The organism is Spirosoma humi (genome assembly GCF_054776575.1).
The window spans coordinates 521,729-538,333 of sequence record NZ_BAAHBR010000008.1 but is presented as its reverse complement, the minus strand read 5'-3'; the positions used below and the strand labels follow the sequence as shown (position 1 = coordinate 538,333).

9 protein-coding genes are annotated in these 16,605 nt (G+C 50.3%); 8 read left to right on the top strand and 1 reads right to left on the bottom strand.

The genetic code is table 11. From position 1 onward, the window contains the following. Positions 1 to 36: 36 nt before the first annotated feature. Complete coding sequence (locus ACYU8Y_RS10935) at positions 37 to 204, top strand: lmo0937 family membrane protein (RefSeq protein ID WP_148562506.1); 168 nt, start codon at positions 37 to 39, stop codon at positions 202 to 204. Positions 205 to 367: 163 nt separating this feature from the next. On the opposite strand, the gene ACYU8Y_RS10930 is transcribed toward ACYU8Y_RS10935, so the two are convergent. Beyond that, the gene (locus ACYU8Y_RS10930; RefSeq protein WP_460937034.1) at positions 368 to 832 is read right to left on the bottom strand and encodes a response regulator; all 465 of its coding nucleotides are present in this window, start codon (positions 830 to 832) and stop codon (positions 368 to 370) included. Between the two features lie 394 nt (positions 833 to 1,226). Between ACYU8Y_RS10930 and ACYU8Y_RS10925 the strand changes: the two genes are divergently transcribed. The 7 genes from ACYU8Y_RS10925 to ACYU8Y_RS10895 all read left to right on the top strand — a co-directional run bounded on the left by ACYU8Y_RS10925 (position 1,227) and on the right by ACYU8Y_RS10895 (position 16,509). Further along, on the top strand, positions 1,227 to 3,632 hold the full coding sequence (locus ACYU8Y_RS10925; protein WP_460937032.1) for an ABC transporter permease: 2,406 nt from the start codon (positions 1,227 to 1,229) through the stop codon (positions 3,630 to 3,632). 12 nt (positions 3,633 to 3,644) lie between these two features. Further along, positions 3,645 to 6,068: an ABC transporter permease gene (locus ACYU8Y_RS10920; RefSeq protein ID WP_460937030.1), complete on the top strand. Its 2,424-nt coding sequence runs from the start codon at positions 3,645 to 3,647 to the stop codon at positions 6,066 to 6,068. A 9-nt stretch (positions 6,069 to 6,077) separates the two neighbouring features. Beyond that, positions 6,078 to 8,471: an ABC transporter permease gene (locus ACYU8Y_RS10915; protein WP_460937028.1), complete on the top strand. Its 2,394-nt coding sequence runs from the start codon at positions 6,078 to 6,080 to the stop codon at positions 8,469 to 8,471. A gap of 12 nt (positions 8,472 to 8,483) precedes the next feature. Further along, positions 8,484 to 10,910, top strand: coding sequence for an ABC transporter permease (locus ACYU8Y_RS10910; RefSeq protein ID WP_460937026.1), 2,427 nt, complete (start codon positions 8,484 to 8,486; stop codon positions 10,908 to 10,910). A gap of 6 nt (positions 10,911 to 10,916) precedes the next feature. Next, positions 10,917 to 13,370: an ABC transporter permease gene (locus tag ACYU8Y_RS10905; protein ID WP_460937024.1), complete on the top strand. Its 2,454-nt coding sequence runs from the start codon at positions 10,917 to 10,919 to the stop codon at positions 13,368 to 13,370. A gap of 113 nt (positions 13,371 to 13,483) precedes the next feature. Then, a complete protein-coding gene (locus ACYU8Y_RS10900; RefSeq protein ID WP_460937022.1) occupies positions 13,484 to 14,086 on the top strand; it encodes a hypothetical protein in 603 nt (200 codons plus the stop codon). Between the two features lie 14 nt (positions 14,087 to 14,100). Further along, positions 14,101 to 16,509 carry an ABC transporter permease gene (locus ACYU8Y_RS10895; protein ID WP_460937020.1) on the top strand — a complete coding sequence of 803 codons (2,409 nt, stop codon included), beginning with the start codon at positions 14,101 to 14,103 and terminating at the stop codon, positions 16,507 to 16,509. Positions 16,510 to 16,605: the final 96 nt, after the last annotated feature.

Sequence of the window (16,605 nt, the reverse complement as noted above, 5' to 3'; positions counted from 1 at the left end):
CAACCCGTTTATCTTTCACTATCTATCACAAAAACCATGGGCAATCTCCTGTACACAATTGCTGTGATCCTCATTATCATCTGGTTACTAGGCTTCCTGGGCGTTTTAGGAGCCGGTATTGCCACAAGTGGACTTATTCACATCCTGTTGGTCATTGCCGTAATAGCCATCATTTTACGGCTAATTCAAGGGAGAGGAATTTGACGGACTCCCCAGTAATGAGTTTGTATTTTTAAGTTATTTTTTCGCTGTTGCCATCTGTTTTTTAGCGTTATACTCGTATTCGCTCAAAGTCAGATGGCAACAGTTTTTGATTAACATCGTTTTCAAACGATTGCCAACACTGTTAATAAAACAATTTATTTGCTCAAGATAAAGTCACCGTCCAAAGCCAGTACTCTTTTATCATCTGAAAATGGTTTTCCCATTCTTCCAGAATTGAGGGTTTCCCTAAAAAAGAATGAGCACCTAGCTGATAGGCTTTATTGACAAGAGGCTGATCTTGTTCACTGCTTAAAATGATAACAGGAAGGAGAGGATAAAGAATTCGGATTTCCTCCAACAAGGCAAATCCATGACTCGTTTTGGGCAGGCTAAGATCAAGGAGAATTAGCTTAGGGAAATTTTCCCGTTGATTGAAGGAACGCTTTAAAAAATTGAAGGAACGCTTTAAAAAAGAGAGCGTTTCTTTCGTTGTTGTCGCAAACGTAGGCTCTACCTGGGGAATTTTTGTTCGTAAACAGTATCCAATTAACAATTGATGATCTTTGTTTTTATCTACCACCAAAAGAGGGATACTACTCCTCTGGTGGAACATCTTTTCAGAATCCATACGATTAATACTATTTGTTGAGTACTGCTTTACCCATAAGGACATACGTTAAAGTTTGCTAACCGAGTAGAATAAATTCTACATAGCAAGACTACTACTAAATTCTGTAGGAAATCTGTAGACATTCTGAAGTTAGTGTAAGCCTTCAAAGAGGCAACTTTATTGACGTATTTGTATCTATTCTATTGACTTTGCAGGATTAGCAGTCAATTACCGCCCTGGGAGCCATTGACAACTGTGACTCATGATCACTGTCCGCAACTGTACGTACGGCGTCCGTTTGCGGACATTTTTCAGGCATCTTCAGAATAAATCATCTACTAATCAGTCAGTTAATTTTCTGGTACGGCATTTGGCACCCTTATTTGTTGTGCCACATTAGCCTCATCCAGTCATGCTTCAGAATTACCTGCTCATCGCTTTTCGAAACTTGCGCAAACACAAAGCGTTTAGCGTCATCAATATGGCCGGGGTTGCGGTTGGATTGGCCTGTTTCCTGCTAATTGCCTTGTATGTGCAGGATGAGCTACGGTACGACCGCTATAATGCCCATGCCGACCGGACTTATCGGGTTACCCGAACCTTTTTATCTTCCGAAGGAACGGCATCGCTGCGACTGGCGCATGCAGCCCCGCCCTTCGGCCCCCTTATCAAACAGGACTTCCCGGAAGTAGAACAAGCAGTCAGAACACTGGCCAATGGTGGCCTGATACGGTATGGCGAGCATTCGTTCAATGAGGAAGATATGTATTTTGCCGAGGCCAACCTGTTTAAGGTATTTAGTTTTGACCTTGTGAGCGGCCATCCCGACCAGGCACTTGTCAATCCATTTTCCATTCTCTTTTCCCGGCCAATGGCCGAAAAATACTTCGGTAAGGAAAATCCAGTTGGCAAGACCGTCCGTCTGAACAATCAGTTCGACTTAACCGTCACGGGTGTTTATGAACCACTTCCGACACAAGCTCATTTTCATCCCAATTTTCTGCTCTCCTTCTCAACGTTGAATGATAACCGCGTTTACGGGGCTGAAGTCTTGCGCAGTAATTGGGGCAATAACTCGTTCAATACGTATATACTCCTGCGGCCGGGGGCCAATCCACAACGTATCGAAGCGGGTTTTCCGGCCTTCCAGAATAAACATGTTCCCCCCGAAGAAGGCCGACAGGCGGCTACCTGGTCGGTGCTGAACCTGCAAAAACTCACGGATATTCACTTACGGTCACATACGGATTCGGAGGTAGAGCCAACCGGCAACATTACGTACATTTATCTGTTTTCGGCCATTGGTTTGTTCATTCTGCTTATTGCCTGCATCAATTACATGAATCTGGCAACAGCCCGTTCGGCGGGGCGGGCCAAAGAAGTTGGGATGCGCAAGGTTGTAGGGGCTTTGCGTTCCCAGCTCATTGGGCAGTTTCTAAGTGAATCCCTTTTACTGGTCATTTTATCGCTGGGCATCGCCATTGGTCTGGTGTTTGTGTGTTTACCCGCGCTGAATGCGTTCACGCAAAAGCAGCTGGCGTTCAGTCAACTTCTTGATCCAGCCTTTCTGGGCATACTCCTTGCCATTACGCTACTAACGGGCCTGGTAGCAGGCAGCTATCCAGCTTTCTTCCTGACTTCCTTCCGGCCACTTGGCGTATTGAAGGGGCAAATTGGGTCGGCTATGCGCACGGGTAAGCTACGGCAAGTGCTGGTCATTACCCAGTTTTCCATTGCTATTGTGCTTATTATCAGTACCGCGGTGGTGTATAACCAAATGAAATACATCCAGAATTACCGACTGGGGTATCAGAAAGATCAGATGCTGCTCCTGGCGGACGTTGGTGATTCAACGACAAACTACGAAACGCTGAAACAGCAGTTGGTGCAAACGGGTGTTGTGGCCGATATGGGCCGCTCATCCCGTATACCATCGTCCCGCCTGCTGGACTCCTACGATGCCGCGGCCCCCAAAGGGGATAGCATGGCGCCGGTAAAAATTAACCTGCGCGGTTTGTATGTCGATTACGATTTCATTCCGACCTACCAGATTGCGATGGCCGCCGGCCGTAATTTTTCGCGTTCGTTCTCGACCGACACATCCATGGTGGTTCTCAACGAAACCGCTGTGCGCCAGTTAGGCTGGACACCCCAACAGGCCATTGGCAAGCGCTTTCGTTACGGCCAAGCCGATGGGCAAATTATCGGCGTAACGAAAGATTTTCATTTTGAATCGCTCCACCAGCAGGTTGCCGCCGTTGCTATGGTGATGGCGAAACAGCGTTTCAACTGGATCTCCATTCCTATCAAGGGCAATGTCCCGGCCGCTATCCAGCGCGTCGAGTCGGTGTGGAAGCAGTTTTTCCCGGAACGCCCCTTTGACTATCAGTTTCTGGATTCACGCTTTAATCGGCTCTACGCCCGGGAGCAAACCCAGCAGACTCTGTTTAGTGTCTTCGCGAGCGTGGCCATTCTAATCTCCTGCCTGGGCTTATTTGGCTTGTCGATGTTTATGGCGGAGCAACGGACCAAGGAAATTGGTATTCGGAAAGTGCTGGGTGCGTCGGAAGTTAGCTTAGTGGCTCTTTTTTCGAAAGACTTTATGCAATTGGTACTGGTGGCGCTGCTCATTGCCTCGCCCATTGCCTGGTACGCCATGCACACCTGGCTCGATGATTTTGCCTACCGAACAGCCATTCACTGGTGGGTCTTCCTGCTGGCGGGTGGCCTCACCATATTGATTGCCCTGCTCACCGTGAGCTTTCAGAGCGTCAAAGCCGCCTTGATGAATCCGGTAAAGTCACTACGATCTGAATAAATAACGCAGCCCATGCTTACAAACTATATCAAGATTTCCTGGCGAAGCCTGATGAAAAACAAGGTTTTTTCAGTCATCAACATTGTGGGGCTGGCCGTTGGGATGACCTGTTGTATTCTGATTGCGGCATTTGTCACGGACGAGCTGAGTTATGACCGTTATCCGACGCGGGCAAGTCAGCTATATCGGGTAGGGCTTCAGTTAACGGAGAATGGCGGCACTACGGATTTTTCCAATGTGGATGCGGCTGTCGGACCGGGTATCCAGGCTGCGTTTCCGGAGGTACTGGCGGTTACCCGCTTAGTACCGTGGAGCCAGGTCTTTATGCGGTACCAGGATAAACAATTCAAGGAGCAGGCTATTGCCATGGCCGACTCGAACTTCCTGGAAATCTTTTCCATTCCCTTGCTGGAGGGCGACCTGAAAACTGCCCTGAAAGAACCCGGCTCTATAGTCGTTACGAAAGCTTTTGCGCAGAAATATTTTGGAACCAGCCCCGCTCTGGGCAAAGCACTTCTTTTTGGCAAAGGGCAGGAGGTGCGAAAAGTGACCGGTGTTATTGACCGAATACCCAGCAACACGCACTTTCACTTCGATGCGTTTTTAAGTATGGCCGATTTGGCTTCTAAGTCGCTAACCTGGAGCAACATCGGCTTTTATACATACCTGGTTTTGAACAAAGGTGCCGATCCGCAGAAGCTCGAAGCTAAATTCCCCCAATTGGTCGCCAACTATGTAGTGCCGGAAATAAGGGCCGACATGGGCGTTAGTCTGGCCGAAGCGCAGAAATCGGTTGATACATTCCGGTTTTCTCTGATGCCCTTGACCGACATTCACCTTCATTCGGCGACTAAATACGAACTAGCAGCCAACGGCGATATTAATTCGGTATATATATTCAGTATCCTGGCGATTTTCATTCTGCTCCTGGCCATTGTCAATTTCACGAACTTATCCACGGCGGGGGCCGCGGGGCGCTCGAAAGAGATTGGCATTCGTAAAGTAATGGGCTCCGTCAGGACCCAGTTAATCAGGCAATTTTTACTCGAGTCTACGTTACTGACCTTTATTGCCCTGCTTCTGGCTGTTTTTGCCGTTGGCTTGCTGCTACCCTCCTTCAATGAACTAGCCGGGAAAGAAATTTCGATGGCCTCCCTACTATCCGTAGAGAACGTTAGTATCCTGCTGGCATTCGGCGTTTTCGTCGGTATTCTGGCGGGTGCCTATCCAGCGTTTCTACTCTCTTTCTCAAAGATAACGGCGGTGTTGAAAGGTGGATCGGCAGTGCAAACCAGTCGTCGCAGCAACCTCAGGAGCGGGTTGGTCGTGTTCCAGTTCGCCGTTTCTGGTACGCTGATCGTAGCCACGATGGTAGCCTACCAGCAGTTGCATTTCATGCAGAACAAGAAAGTGGGTTTCGATAAGGATCAGGTACTGGTGATTCAGGACTCGTACATGCTGGGGCAAAACGAGTCCGTTTTCAAGCAGCAGCTTCAACAAGACAGCCGCGTCATTCAGGCCAGCCTTTCCGGCAACATTCCGGTTGGCATGAACAATATGGATGGCACCCAGATTTACGCGAAACGGGACAAAGGCGGCCAGAACCGAGCCGAAATCCAAACCAACATTTACCATGTCGACGAGGATTACCTGAAAACGCTGGGTATGGAAATGAAAGAAGGACGGTCTTTTTCCAAAGCGTTTTCAACCGACTCTACAGCCACAATCATCAATGAAACGGCCGTTCGTGAGTTAGGGCTGGGAAATACCAGTCCGCTCGGCAAGAAAATTGTTCGTTCCGGCCAACACGAATTCACCATTATTGGTGTGGTGAAAGACTTTCATTACGTGTCGGCCCGACAAAAAATTGCCCCGCTGATGATGCTTCTGGGGCGTAACTCTGGTGCCATCCTTGTGAAAGTGAAAGCGACGGATGTTTCGGATGTCATAGCCTCTTTCAAAAAGCAATGGGAATCCTTTGCTCCGCCAGCTCCGTTCACGTATTCATTTCTGAACGAGCGGCTCGCATTTCTCTACGAAAAAGAACAAAGAACAAGTCAGTTATTTACAATTTTTGCCGTCATATCCATCGTCATTGCCTGTCTGGGCTTGTTTGGCTTGGCCGCGTTCACGGCGGAACAACGCACCAAAGAGATTGGTGTTCGAAAAGTGCTGGGTGCATCCGTCGTCAGCATCATCGCGCTCTTATCCAAAGATTTTCTGAAACTCGTGCTCATCGCCATCGTTCTGGCCGTACCCGTTGCCTGGCTTGCCATGGATCGCTGGCTGGAAGGTTTTGCCTACCGAATTGATCTTTCCTGGTGGGTGTTTGCCGGGGCAGGATTACTAGCCGTCGGCATTGCTTTGTTGACGGTGAGTTTCCAGAGTATAAAGGCAGCCCTGCTGGACCCGGTGAAGAGTCTGCGATCCGAATAAATCCTGACAATGATGCTCACAAACTATTTGAAAATTGCCTGGCGAAATCTGGTCCGCAATAAAATATATAGTGCCCTCACGCTATTGGGGTTAGTTAGTGGCATGGTTGGTGCTATCCTGCTGGAGCTTTACGTTTATGACGAACTCACGTTCGACGGATACCATACGCGTGCGGCCGATATTTATCGGCTAAATCTGCATCTCAAATGGGGCGATAATGATCTGAATATGGGTGTCGTTTCAGCACCAATTGGACCAGCCCTCCAACACGAATACCCCGAAGTTAGTCATGTATTACGTGTCAAACCCGGCCACGAGATTTTGTTCCGAGTTGGCGAGAAAGCGCTTTACGTTAAGAATGTCATCTACGCCGATTCGACCTTGTTTTCGTTTTTCGACTATTCATTTATCGACGGCAATCCTAGAGCGTCCTTGTTGAAACCGAACAGTGTCATTCTGACTCAGACACTGGCGATGTCGCTATTTGGGCGAACAGAGGGGGTATTGGGTAAGATAATCAACGTAAAAGATGCCTACCCACTGACCGTGGCAGGTGTCATTCGCGATGCGCCTGCGAATCACCATCTAAAATTCGGCGCGATCCTTCCCTACAGCAATACTCAGCTTAACGGCATTCAACTGGACAAATGGGACAACTTTGGCTCAGTTACTTATTTAATGCTTCACCCGAATGGTGATTCACAAAAGCTGGTTCGTAAAATGTCCGCTTTCTACAAAAAATACATTGCCCGAGCCATCGGTGATGAGACGGGGAAAGGGGTTACGTTCGACATTACGTTACAGCCGTTGACAGACATGCACCTCTTTTCGAGCCACCTGATGGGGGAAGAAAATGTAGGCAATATGGCTTACGTCTACACGTTTTCTGCTATTGGCTTTTTTATCCTGCTGATTGCCATTGTCAATTACATTAACCTCGCAACGGCGCGGTCGGCTGGCCGAGCCCGTGAAATCGGTGTCCGGAAAGCCGTCGGATCGTTGCGTATTCAGTTAGTTGGCCAATTTTTATCGGAGTCGATATTACTGTCGTTACTGGCTCTTATAATTAGTATTCTCCTATTGTATAGTCTGCTTCCACTTTTTAATTATCTAACAGCTAAAACATTATCGATCGATATCTGGAGCCTTCAGACGCTTAGCTTGCTCCTTGGCTTTAGCTTGCTGGTCGGCTTGGTCGGCGGGCTTTATCCAGCTTTCGTACTCTCCCGTTTCAATCCGGTGGCCGTTCTGAAAGGAACGTTCTCCACCAGCGGGAAAGGCCTTCTTCTGCGTAAATCACTAGTGGTTCTACAGTTTACGATTTCAATTGTCATGATCGTGGGAACAGTCGTGGTGTATCGCCAATTACAATACATGCGGCATACGCAGCTAGGGTTCAATCAGGAACAGGTGCTGGTGCTTTCGCTCAAAGCACCAACGGCCCAGCGATCAGCTAAATTACTGAAGGATAAGCTATTGCAAAACTCTATTATCAAAGGAGCCACGCTAACCAATGGGTCAATAGGTGGCGAATTGAACGATAAAACCACATTTGATTTTTATGTCGGCGGTAAAGAGCAACCCGTTAGTACGGAGTATTTCTCAGTAGATCGCGATTTTCTCAACGTCTTGCAGATCGGCGTGAAAGAAGGCCGCAATTTTTCGACTGACTTAGCCAGTGATTCGACGGGAGCGGTACTTATCAACGAAGCCATGCTTAAAAGGCTGGGCTGGAAATCCCTGAAAGAAGGGCTGGTAGGATTTGATTCAAAGCGTATACCCATCACCGGCGTTATTCGCGATTTCCATTTACGTTCGCTGCGTAACAAAATAGAGCCGCTCGTTCTGGTTACGCACGAAGATCGGGGCGACAAGCTTGTCGTGCGAGTCGCTGCGCAGCAAGTCCCCGACGCCCTGGCTTACGTCAGCACTGTTTATAAACAGGTCAACCCAAACCAGCCCTTTGAGTACACCTTCCTGGACCAAACCTTTGCCCAACAATACCAGTCCGACGAGCGTAAAGGCAACCTGTTTCTAGCTTTTTCGAGCCTGGCTATCTTCATTGCCTGTCTGGGCTTGTTCGGTCTGGCTACGTTTACGGCTGAGCAACGGACTAAAGAGGTTGGAGTTCGAAAAGTGCTGGGGGCGTCAGTTACCAGCCTTGTTGCGTTGCTTTCCAAAGATTTCTTAAAGCTGGTGCTCATCGCCATTGTACTGGCCACTCCTCTAGCCTGGTACGTCATGAGCCGCTGGCTGGAGGAATTTGCCTACAAAATCGACATCGAGTGGTGGATGTTTGTAGTAGCGGCCGTACTGGCCATCGGTATCGCCCTACTGACGGTCAGTTTTCAGAGCGTCAAAGCCGCCCTGATGAATCCGGTGAAGAGTCTGCGATCCGAATAAATCCTGACAAGTATGCTTACAAACTATATCAAAATCGCCCTGCGAATCTTCCGGAAAGACAATACCTTCACGCTCATCAACGTGGTGGGGCTGGCCACCGGTTTGGCCGTGGCGCTGCTCATTATCCAGTATGTGCGCTTCGAGTTGAGCTACGAGAACACACACCCGCTGGCTGACCGGATCGTGCGGCTCACTATGGATTATATGAACGGGGGTACAGTCCACGCGCAGGACACAGAAACCAATCCCCCGGTGGGGCCTAAAGCGATGCGGGAAATGAATGAGGTCGTCAAGTATACCCGCGCTTATCCTGTCGGTGAATCCAGCATGACTATTCAGATCGGCGATAGGTATCACCTGGTCAATAATATCTACGCAGTTGATCCTACTTTCTTCTCGATGTTCAACTACCCGCTACTCCGGGGAAGCCTCAACGGTCTTTTTACCCGGCCACGGCAGGTTGTCCTGACGAAAACGATGGCGTTAACCTACTTTAAAACGCTGGATGTGCTGGGCAAAACCCTGAAAATCCTGAAGTCGGAAGGCAGCGTTCTGTTCGAAATCGTGGGCGTAGTGCCGGATAGCCCGGCCAATACGCACTTGAAATTCAACATGCTATTCTCCTACCCGACGATGCTGTCGGACTTTGGCGAACAGGAAGACAACTGGAATGGAAACAACACGCTCACGTACCTGCAACTGGCCGATAACGCCAGTTACGAAGGGTTTACGAAATCGCTGGTAGCCTTCAACGACCGGTTAGTTCGTGAAAAGAAAGTACGAAATCATCGGGTGATCGGGCAGAAAATCAAGGACATTCACCTGTATTCCCATAAAAACTTCGAAACCGAACCCAATGGCGAAGCCCGGTCGGTCTACTTCCTGTTGGGTGTAGCCCTGCTGGTGCTCCTGAGTGCGTTTGTCAACTATGTCAATCTGACCACGTCCAAAGCCCTCGACCGGGCCCGGGAAATTGGTATGAGAAAAGTCGTTGGTTCTACCCAACGTCAGATAAGGATACAAATTTTTATAGAAACCGTCCTGGTCAATATCGTTGCCGGCATTCTGGCCGTGGGATTCGTCGCTGCCCTGCGGTCGGTGTTTGTTCAGGTGGCGGGTCTGCCCGAAGGCTTCAGCGTGTTCGGAGACGTATTTTTCTGGCAAAGCGTTGGGGTGTTTCTAGTACTGAGCATTCTTTTATCGGGCTTTTATCCAGCCTTTGTCCTGTCATCGTTCGATCCGATCGCTGTTCTCAAAGGCAATTTCTCACGCTCTACCAAAGGAACATTGTTGCGCAAATCGTTAGTGGTCTTTCAATTTACGATTACCCTGATTCTGCTGGTACAAACGTTCGTCGTTTATCAGCAGGTCAACTTTCTGCGGGAGCAAAACTTAGGGGTAAACATTTCCCACACTCTTGTGGTAAAAGCGCCGGTAGGAAATAAAGCGCAGCAGGATTATGGAGCGTTTCGGCAAATGCTGCTCGATCAGGCACAGGTAAAGGCGGTGTCTCTTTCCGGCACCGTACCGGGTCTGGGATCCACCCAACTGAATACGACAACGGGCCTTAATTTGTCGGATGCGTCAAAGAAAACCTCCTACAACTACTATTTGACCCAGATAGATACATCATTTGTCGGACTGATGGGCATCAAATTACTGGCAGGCAAAAACTTCGACGCCACAACTCAGCCCGGTTATTCAGATACGACCAACCGGCAGCTCATTGTCAATGAAGAAACCCTCCGGCTCTGGGAAATTCCAACGCCCGCAGCCGCGATTGGCCGACGGGTAGACTTCTGGGGGCGCACGGCAACGATTCGGGGCGTTGTCCAGAATTACCACTACGAATCGCCCAAGGCAGCTTATATTCCGATCATACACTTGTATTCGCCCAACTTCGATTCATACGCCAGCGTGAAGTTTGCCGGGGGAAACCCCAAGGAACAACTCGCGACGTTGAAGAAGGTATACGAGGCCAATTTCCCCTATTCGCCGTTCAGCTACTTCTTCATGGACAGTGAATATGACAAACAATACAAAGCCGACGAACGCTTTCAGCAGGTGTTCGGTGCCCTGACGGGCTTCGCCATTCTGATTTCCTGCCTGGGCTTGTTCGGCCTGGCTACGTTTACCGTTTCCAAACGAACGAAGGAAATCGGCATTCGCAAAGTTATTGGCGCCAGCACGACAAATCTGCTGATTTTACTCTCGAAAGATTTTATTCGTACTGTGCTGGTATCCATCGTTATCGGCTTGCCCATCACCTATTTTCTGGTCAGAAACTGGCTAACCAGTTACGCGGCCCGTATCGAATTAAGCTGGTGGCTTTTTGCCGTCCCCGCCCTGTTTGTCCTGTTCTTAGTGCTCCTGTCGATTGGTGGCAAAACGATTGCTACGGCCCTGATGAACCCCGTTACGTCTCTACGATCTGAATAACGAATTATGCTAAAAAGCTATCTTACTACCGCCCTCCGCGCCTTGAAGCGCAATTGGAGTTATTCGATCATCAACGTGCTGGGGCTGACCCTCAGCCTGGCCTGTTGTTTACTTTTGTTTCTGGCCATTCGGTACGAACTGAGCTTCGACCAGCACAACGCCCATGCCGACCAGACTTATCGACTGATTTCGTTTAACAAAAAATCGAACGACGACCGCTGGCAGGCCGGCATTCCACTCCCTGCATTACCCGCGTTGCGAAACGATTTCCCATCGTTGAAACACGATGTGACGATGGTTTATCGGATGGCCAATGTGGTGGTCAGTGTGCGTGGAAAAGCCAACGTTGCGACTAAAAAATTCCAGGAGGGCGATGGCGTCATTGCGTTCGCCGAACCCGAATATTTCCGTCTGTTCGACTACATCTGGAAAAGCGGCAGCCCGCAAACGTCACTCACCAATCCCAATACGGTTGTCCTGAGCGAGCGAATGGCTGAAAAATATTTTGGTGCAGGCAATCCGATTGGCCAAACGCTCCGGCTCGAAAACAAGACCGACTTTGTGGTAACGGGCGTGATCCAGGAGCCTCCCGCTACAAGCAGCCTGCCTTTTGAGGTGCTGTTGTCGTTTGCCTCCCTCAAACAGTTTGGAGCCAGCACCAACTGGGACGACTGGCAGTCGACATACGGTGGTGCGCAAATCTACCTGAAGCTACCCAACGCACCAGCCGATCAGCCGATGGCCGCAGCACAGATGGACAAACAACTGGCCGCATTCGTCAACAAATACCATAAGTCCGACGATGCCCGTGACCTGATCTATGCGCTCCAACCGCTGACCAGCATCCATTTCGACACGCGCACCGACAATTTTGCCAAGCGGACCGTGAGCAGGGAAATGATCTGGGCAATGGGGTTGATTGGCCTGTTCATTCTGGTCACGGCCTGTGTCAACTTCGTTAACTTGGCCACGGCGCAGGCCATTCGTCGGGCCAAAGAAGTGGGGGTCCGAAAAGTGCTGGGTAGCTCGCGCGGTCAACTGGTGCGTCAGTTTCTGGGTGAAACCGGCGTGCTAACTGCCCTGGCGATGGTGCTGGCCTTCCTGGTGGCGCAGGTGTCGCTGCCCTACGTGGGCGAGTTACTCAATATAAAGTCGGAAAGCGCAACGCTATTCGACCCAACTATTATTCTCTTCCTGTGTGCGCTGGGGATACTGACGACCACACTGGCTGGTTTTTATCCGGCCCTGGTCTTATCCGGTTACCAACCCATTTTAGCCTTGAAAGGCAAGATCCGGTCATCGGGTCGGGGCAATGCACAGCTATCGCTCCGCCGGGGATTAATTGTGGGGCAGTTTGCCATTTCGCAGTTGCTCATTATCGGAACGATCATTGCCTATAGCCAGATGAAGTACTTCCGTTCGGCCGACTTAGGCTATAGCCGGGAGGCCGTGCTGACGGTGCTGATACCGGAGAAAAAGCCCGGCCAGCTTGAATCGCTGACCGCTAAACTAACGGGCCTCCCCGGCATACAGTCCATGAGTTATGCCATGACGACGCCCTCCTCAACCAGCAACTGGACAACGGGCTTTCGCTTCGGCAATTCGGACAAAGAGCCCGATTACGGTGTACTGATGCGGCCAGCCGATACGGCCTATGTGCACACCTACGGACTGAAATTACTGGCCGGACGCATGTACCAGCCTGCCGACACCATACGGGAGTTCGTTATCAATGAAGCCTTTATGAAACGTCTGGGGTTTCAGAAGCCCGAGCAGGTACTTGGTAAGTTGATGACCGTGAACGGTGAGGACATGAAAAAGCCGATTGTTGGCGTCGTCAAGGACTTCAACGCGTTTTCGCTGCATCAGCACATCGAACCAAGTGTATTGACCTCCTACCGCGATCAATACCGCAGTTTAGGCATCAAACTGACGGCCAAACAGGCCAATGCGGAAGCCGTTAGCCAGTTGCTGAAGGAAATCGAAACGCACTGGAACGCCACCTTCCCCGACTTCGTGTTTAAATACAGTTTTCTGGATGAAACACTCGCCAATTTCTACAAAACCGAACAACGTATGTATCTGCTGTTCCAATTGCTGGCGGGCATTGCCATCTTTATCGGCTGCCTGGGCCTTTACGGCGTCGTGGCTTTCATGGCCGAAACCCGGACCAAGGAAATTGGTATTCGGAAAGCGCTCGGCGCTTCAACGGCGCATATCTTCGGATTGTTCTCCTTCGACTTCGTTAAGCTGGTGCTGGTGGCGCTGGTCCTGAGTTCGCCCATCGCCTGGTATGTCATGAATCAATGGCTCCAGAAGTTCGCCTACAAAATCGACATCGCCTGGTGGATGTTTGCGCTGGCAGGACTGCTGGCGGTAGGCGTTGCCTTGCTGACGGTGAGTTTTCAGAGCATTAAAGCGGCCTTGATGAATCCGGTGAAAAGTTTGCGCAGCGAGTAAGGTGTGGAGCAACGTAAACAAGAATCTGGTGTCTATAAGGCATTGACTGAATCCGCGCTTCGGCTCCCTGGATTCCGGTTAGCCTATCGAAAACCAACCAATCGACAATCCTTATGAGAACGCTCGTAACCACTTTGCTGGCGCTTACTACGTCGCTGGCCATCGCTCAGCATTCATCCATCAGCCGGAGCATCAACGACGACGGCAAACTACTGTCTATTCGGGTGCAAGGCACCGTCGATGATAAACCGATCGATTATGACCGCACCTTCGACGTATCTAAATTAAGCAAGACGGAGCGAAACGCCCTGCGCGAACACATTCTGGATTCGCTGAACGTGCGTGTTTCCGAACCAACCAAACCACCCGTTGCTCCGAATGCCGTACCGGCTCCACGTACCCCGAGGGCGCCCATGCCCCCGACACCCCCAAGCCATCCAGAAGAAGTCGGCATCAATAGCCATGATCAGACCATTGTATCGGTCAATAGCGGCAATAACCTGGCAGTCGCGGTAGGTGGAAAACAGCCCTACACCAAAGAAGTGAACTACAACACCGAATCGGGGGAGTTACACCTGCGCTATCGGTTCAGGAGAGATGGCGACGATTTCACGTACGATCGAACCCTGAATGCCCGGAACAAATCGCAGCCGGAACGACAACAGATCATTGAGCGTATCGAGAACGAAATAGGCGTGCCAACAACCCGGAACTAAAATAACGAACCACGATGCTAACGAACTACGTCAAAATTGCCTGGCGAAACCTGATTCGCAACAAAGCCTTTTCGGCGATCAATATTCTGGGACTGGCGCTGGGCATGGGTTGTAGTTTGCTCATTTTCCTGTGGATTCAGGACGAGCTGCGCATGGATAGTTACCATACAAACGGCCCGCATCTGTACAACGTCATGCAACGGCAGTTTTACGATGGACAGGTTCAGACGGGCCGGTTCACCCCCGGCGTGTTAGCCGATGAGCTGAAAAAGCAGTTCCCAGAGGTGGTGTATGCGGCTGGCTATACGGGCTGGGATGCCAATGTGACGTTTGCCGCTGGCGAGAAAATCAACAAAGAAACCGGCCATTGGGCAGGTGCTGACTGGTTCAGCATGTTCAGTATTCCCCTGTTGGCCGGTACACCCGCCACGGCACTGAACTCGCCCAATAGCCTGGCTATTTCCCGAAAAACGGCCGAGTTTTACTTCGGCAATCCGGTGTCGGCTCTTGGCAAAAGCATCCGCATCGACAATAAGAATGATTATCAGGTTACGGCGGTCTTTGAAAACCTGCCCGAAACATCGTCCGACAAGTATGACTTCCTGCTTAACTGGTACGACTGTCTGACGCGCAATCCATGGATGAAAGAATGGGGCAACAATGGCCCGCACACGCGCATCATGCTTCGCCCCGCCAGCAACGGCGAACCGGTCAACACGGCCGCTTTTGAGGCCAAACTGGGACCCTTCCTGCGGAAATACAACAAAGAGATTGGCAAGAGTTTCGATGCGCAACTCTTTTTACAAGCTTACCTGGACGGTTACCTGTATTCTAACTTCAAAAATGGCCAGCAGGACGGCGGTCGCATCGAGTATGTACGCTTGTTTACACTTGTGGCCGTATTTCTGTTGCTGATTGCCTGTATCAATTTTATGAATCTGGCCACGGCTCGCTCCGTCAAGCGAGCACGGGAAGTGGGCGTTCGGAAGGTGATTGGCGCCGTACGAAGTGTGCTGGCTGGTCAGTTTATTGGCGAGGCTTTGTTATTTACGGTTCTGGCTTTACTCATTGCGTTATTCCTCGTTTTCCTGACCCTCCCTTTCTTCAACTCCTTAACGGGCAAACACATAAGCCTGCAAACGACGCAAGCGTCTTTTTGGGTAGTACTGGTTGGGATGGCCCTATTCACCGGCCTGATTGCGGGAAGTTATCCGGCCATGTTTCTATCATCGCTGGAGCCAGTTCGAGTGTTAAAAGGCACCTTGAAATTCGGGGCTGGAGCCCGGTTTTTCCGACAAGGGCTGGTTGTGTTTCAGTTTGTGCTGTCTATGCTGCTCATCGTAGGGACGATCATCGTGTACCGGCAGGTCAATTACGTGCAAACGACCAACCTTGGCTACGAGCGGGAGAACCTGATCTACGTTCCGGTAGAGGGCGAACTCACCAGTTTATCAAGCTACAAAACGTTTAAAGATGAGTTGCTTCGGCAACCCGGCATTCTGGCCGTATCATCCATGCAGGAAGCGCCCACTAATATTGGCAGCAGCACTGGCGGGGTAACCTGGCCGGGGAAAGATCCGAACGTCAACATCGAAATGACCCAGACGGCCGTTGGTTACGATCTGATGAAAACGCTGAAAGTGAACGTGACCGGCCGGGATTTCTCCCCCGAATTTGGAACCGACACCACCAATTACCTGATCAACGAAGCTGCGGCTAAGCGCATTGGGTATAAAGCTGCCGGGTCGGCCAGCTCGCTCGTGGGACAACCGATTACGATGTGGGGAAAGCCGGGAAAAATCATTGGCGTCATGCAGGATTTTCATTTTCAGTCGCTGCACATTCCCATTTCTCCCCTGATCATCCGGTTAAGTACGGAACCCGGTATGCAAAATTTCCTCATTCGAACCCAGCCCGGGCAAACGACGCAGGCCCTGGCCAGTATCGAGGGTTTATGGAAACAGATGAATCCGAAATTTCCGTTTGCCTACCGCTTTGCCGACGATGAATACCAGAAGCTATACAAGAGCGAAACCGTCGTGGGCAGTCTGGCCAATTACTTTGCGTTTCTGGCTATTTTCATTTCCTGCCTGGGTCTGTTTGGGCTCTCAGCGTTTACGGCCGAACAGCGTACCAAGGAAATCGGCATTCGTAAAGTACTCGGTGCATCTGTAAGCAGTATCATTGGGTTGCTCTCCCAGGATTTCCTGAAGCTGGTTCTGCTGGCCATTGCCATTGCGTCGCCCCTGGCCTGGTACGCCATGAACCAGTGGTTACAGGGCTTCGCCTATAAGGTCGACTTATCGTGGTGGGTATTTGCGCTGGCGGGGATACTAGCCATCGGGATTGCCCTACTCACCATCAGTTTTCAGAGTGTGAAAGCTGCGTTAATGAATCCGGTAAAGAGTTTACGCAGCGAGTAGCGCTACGCTCCCTACTTCGCCAGCCTGTGTCCGTAAGTGAACGAAAATCGTCCGCTTACGGACACGAGCCATTTACAAAAAACCGCAATCTACTGT

Bases quoted from the DNA above. Each gene is read 5' to 3' on its own strand.
- ACYU8Y_RS10920 (WP_460937030.1), top strand. From the start codon at position 3,645: ATGCTTACAAACTATATCAAGATTTCCTGGCGAAGCCTGATGAAAAAC.
- ACYU8Y_RS10900 (WP_460937022.1), top strand. From the start codon at position 13,484: ATGAGAACGCTCGTAACCACTTTGCTGGCGCTTACTACGTCGCTGGCC.
- ACYU8Y_RS10905 (WP_460937024.1), top strand. From the start codon at position 10,917: ATGCTAAAAAGCTATCTTACTACCGCCCTCCGCGCCTTGAAGCGCAAT.
- ACYU8Y_RS10915 (WP_460937028.1), top strand. From the start codon at position 6,078: ATGATGCTCACAAACTATTTGAAAATTGCCTGGCGAAATCTGGTCCGC.
- ACYU8Y_RS10925 (WP_460937032.1), top strand. From the start codon at position 1,227: ATGCTTCAGAATTACCTGCTCATCGCTTTTCGAAACTTGCGCAAACAC.
- ACYU8Y_RS10910 (WP_460937026.1), top strand. From the start codon at position 8,484: ATGCTTACAAACTATATCAAAATCGCCCTGCGAATCTTCCGGAAAGAC.
- ACYU8Y_RS10930 (WP_460937034.1), bottom strand. From the start codon at position 832: ATGGATTCTGAAAAGATGTTCCACCAGAGGAGTAGTATCCCTCTTTTG.
- ACYU8Y_RS10895 (WP_460937020.1), top strand. From the start codon at position 14,101: ATGCTAACGAACTACGTCAAAATTGCCTGGCGAAACCTGATTCGCAAC.
- ACYU8Y_RS10935 (WP_148562506.1), top strand. From the start codon at position 37: ATGGGCAATCTCCTGTACACAATTGCTGTGATCCTCATTATCATCTGG.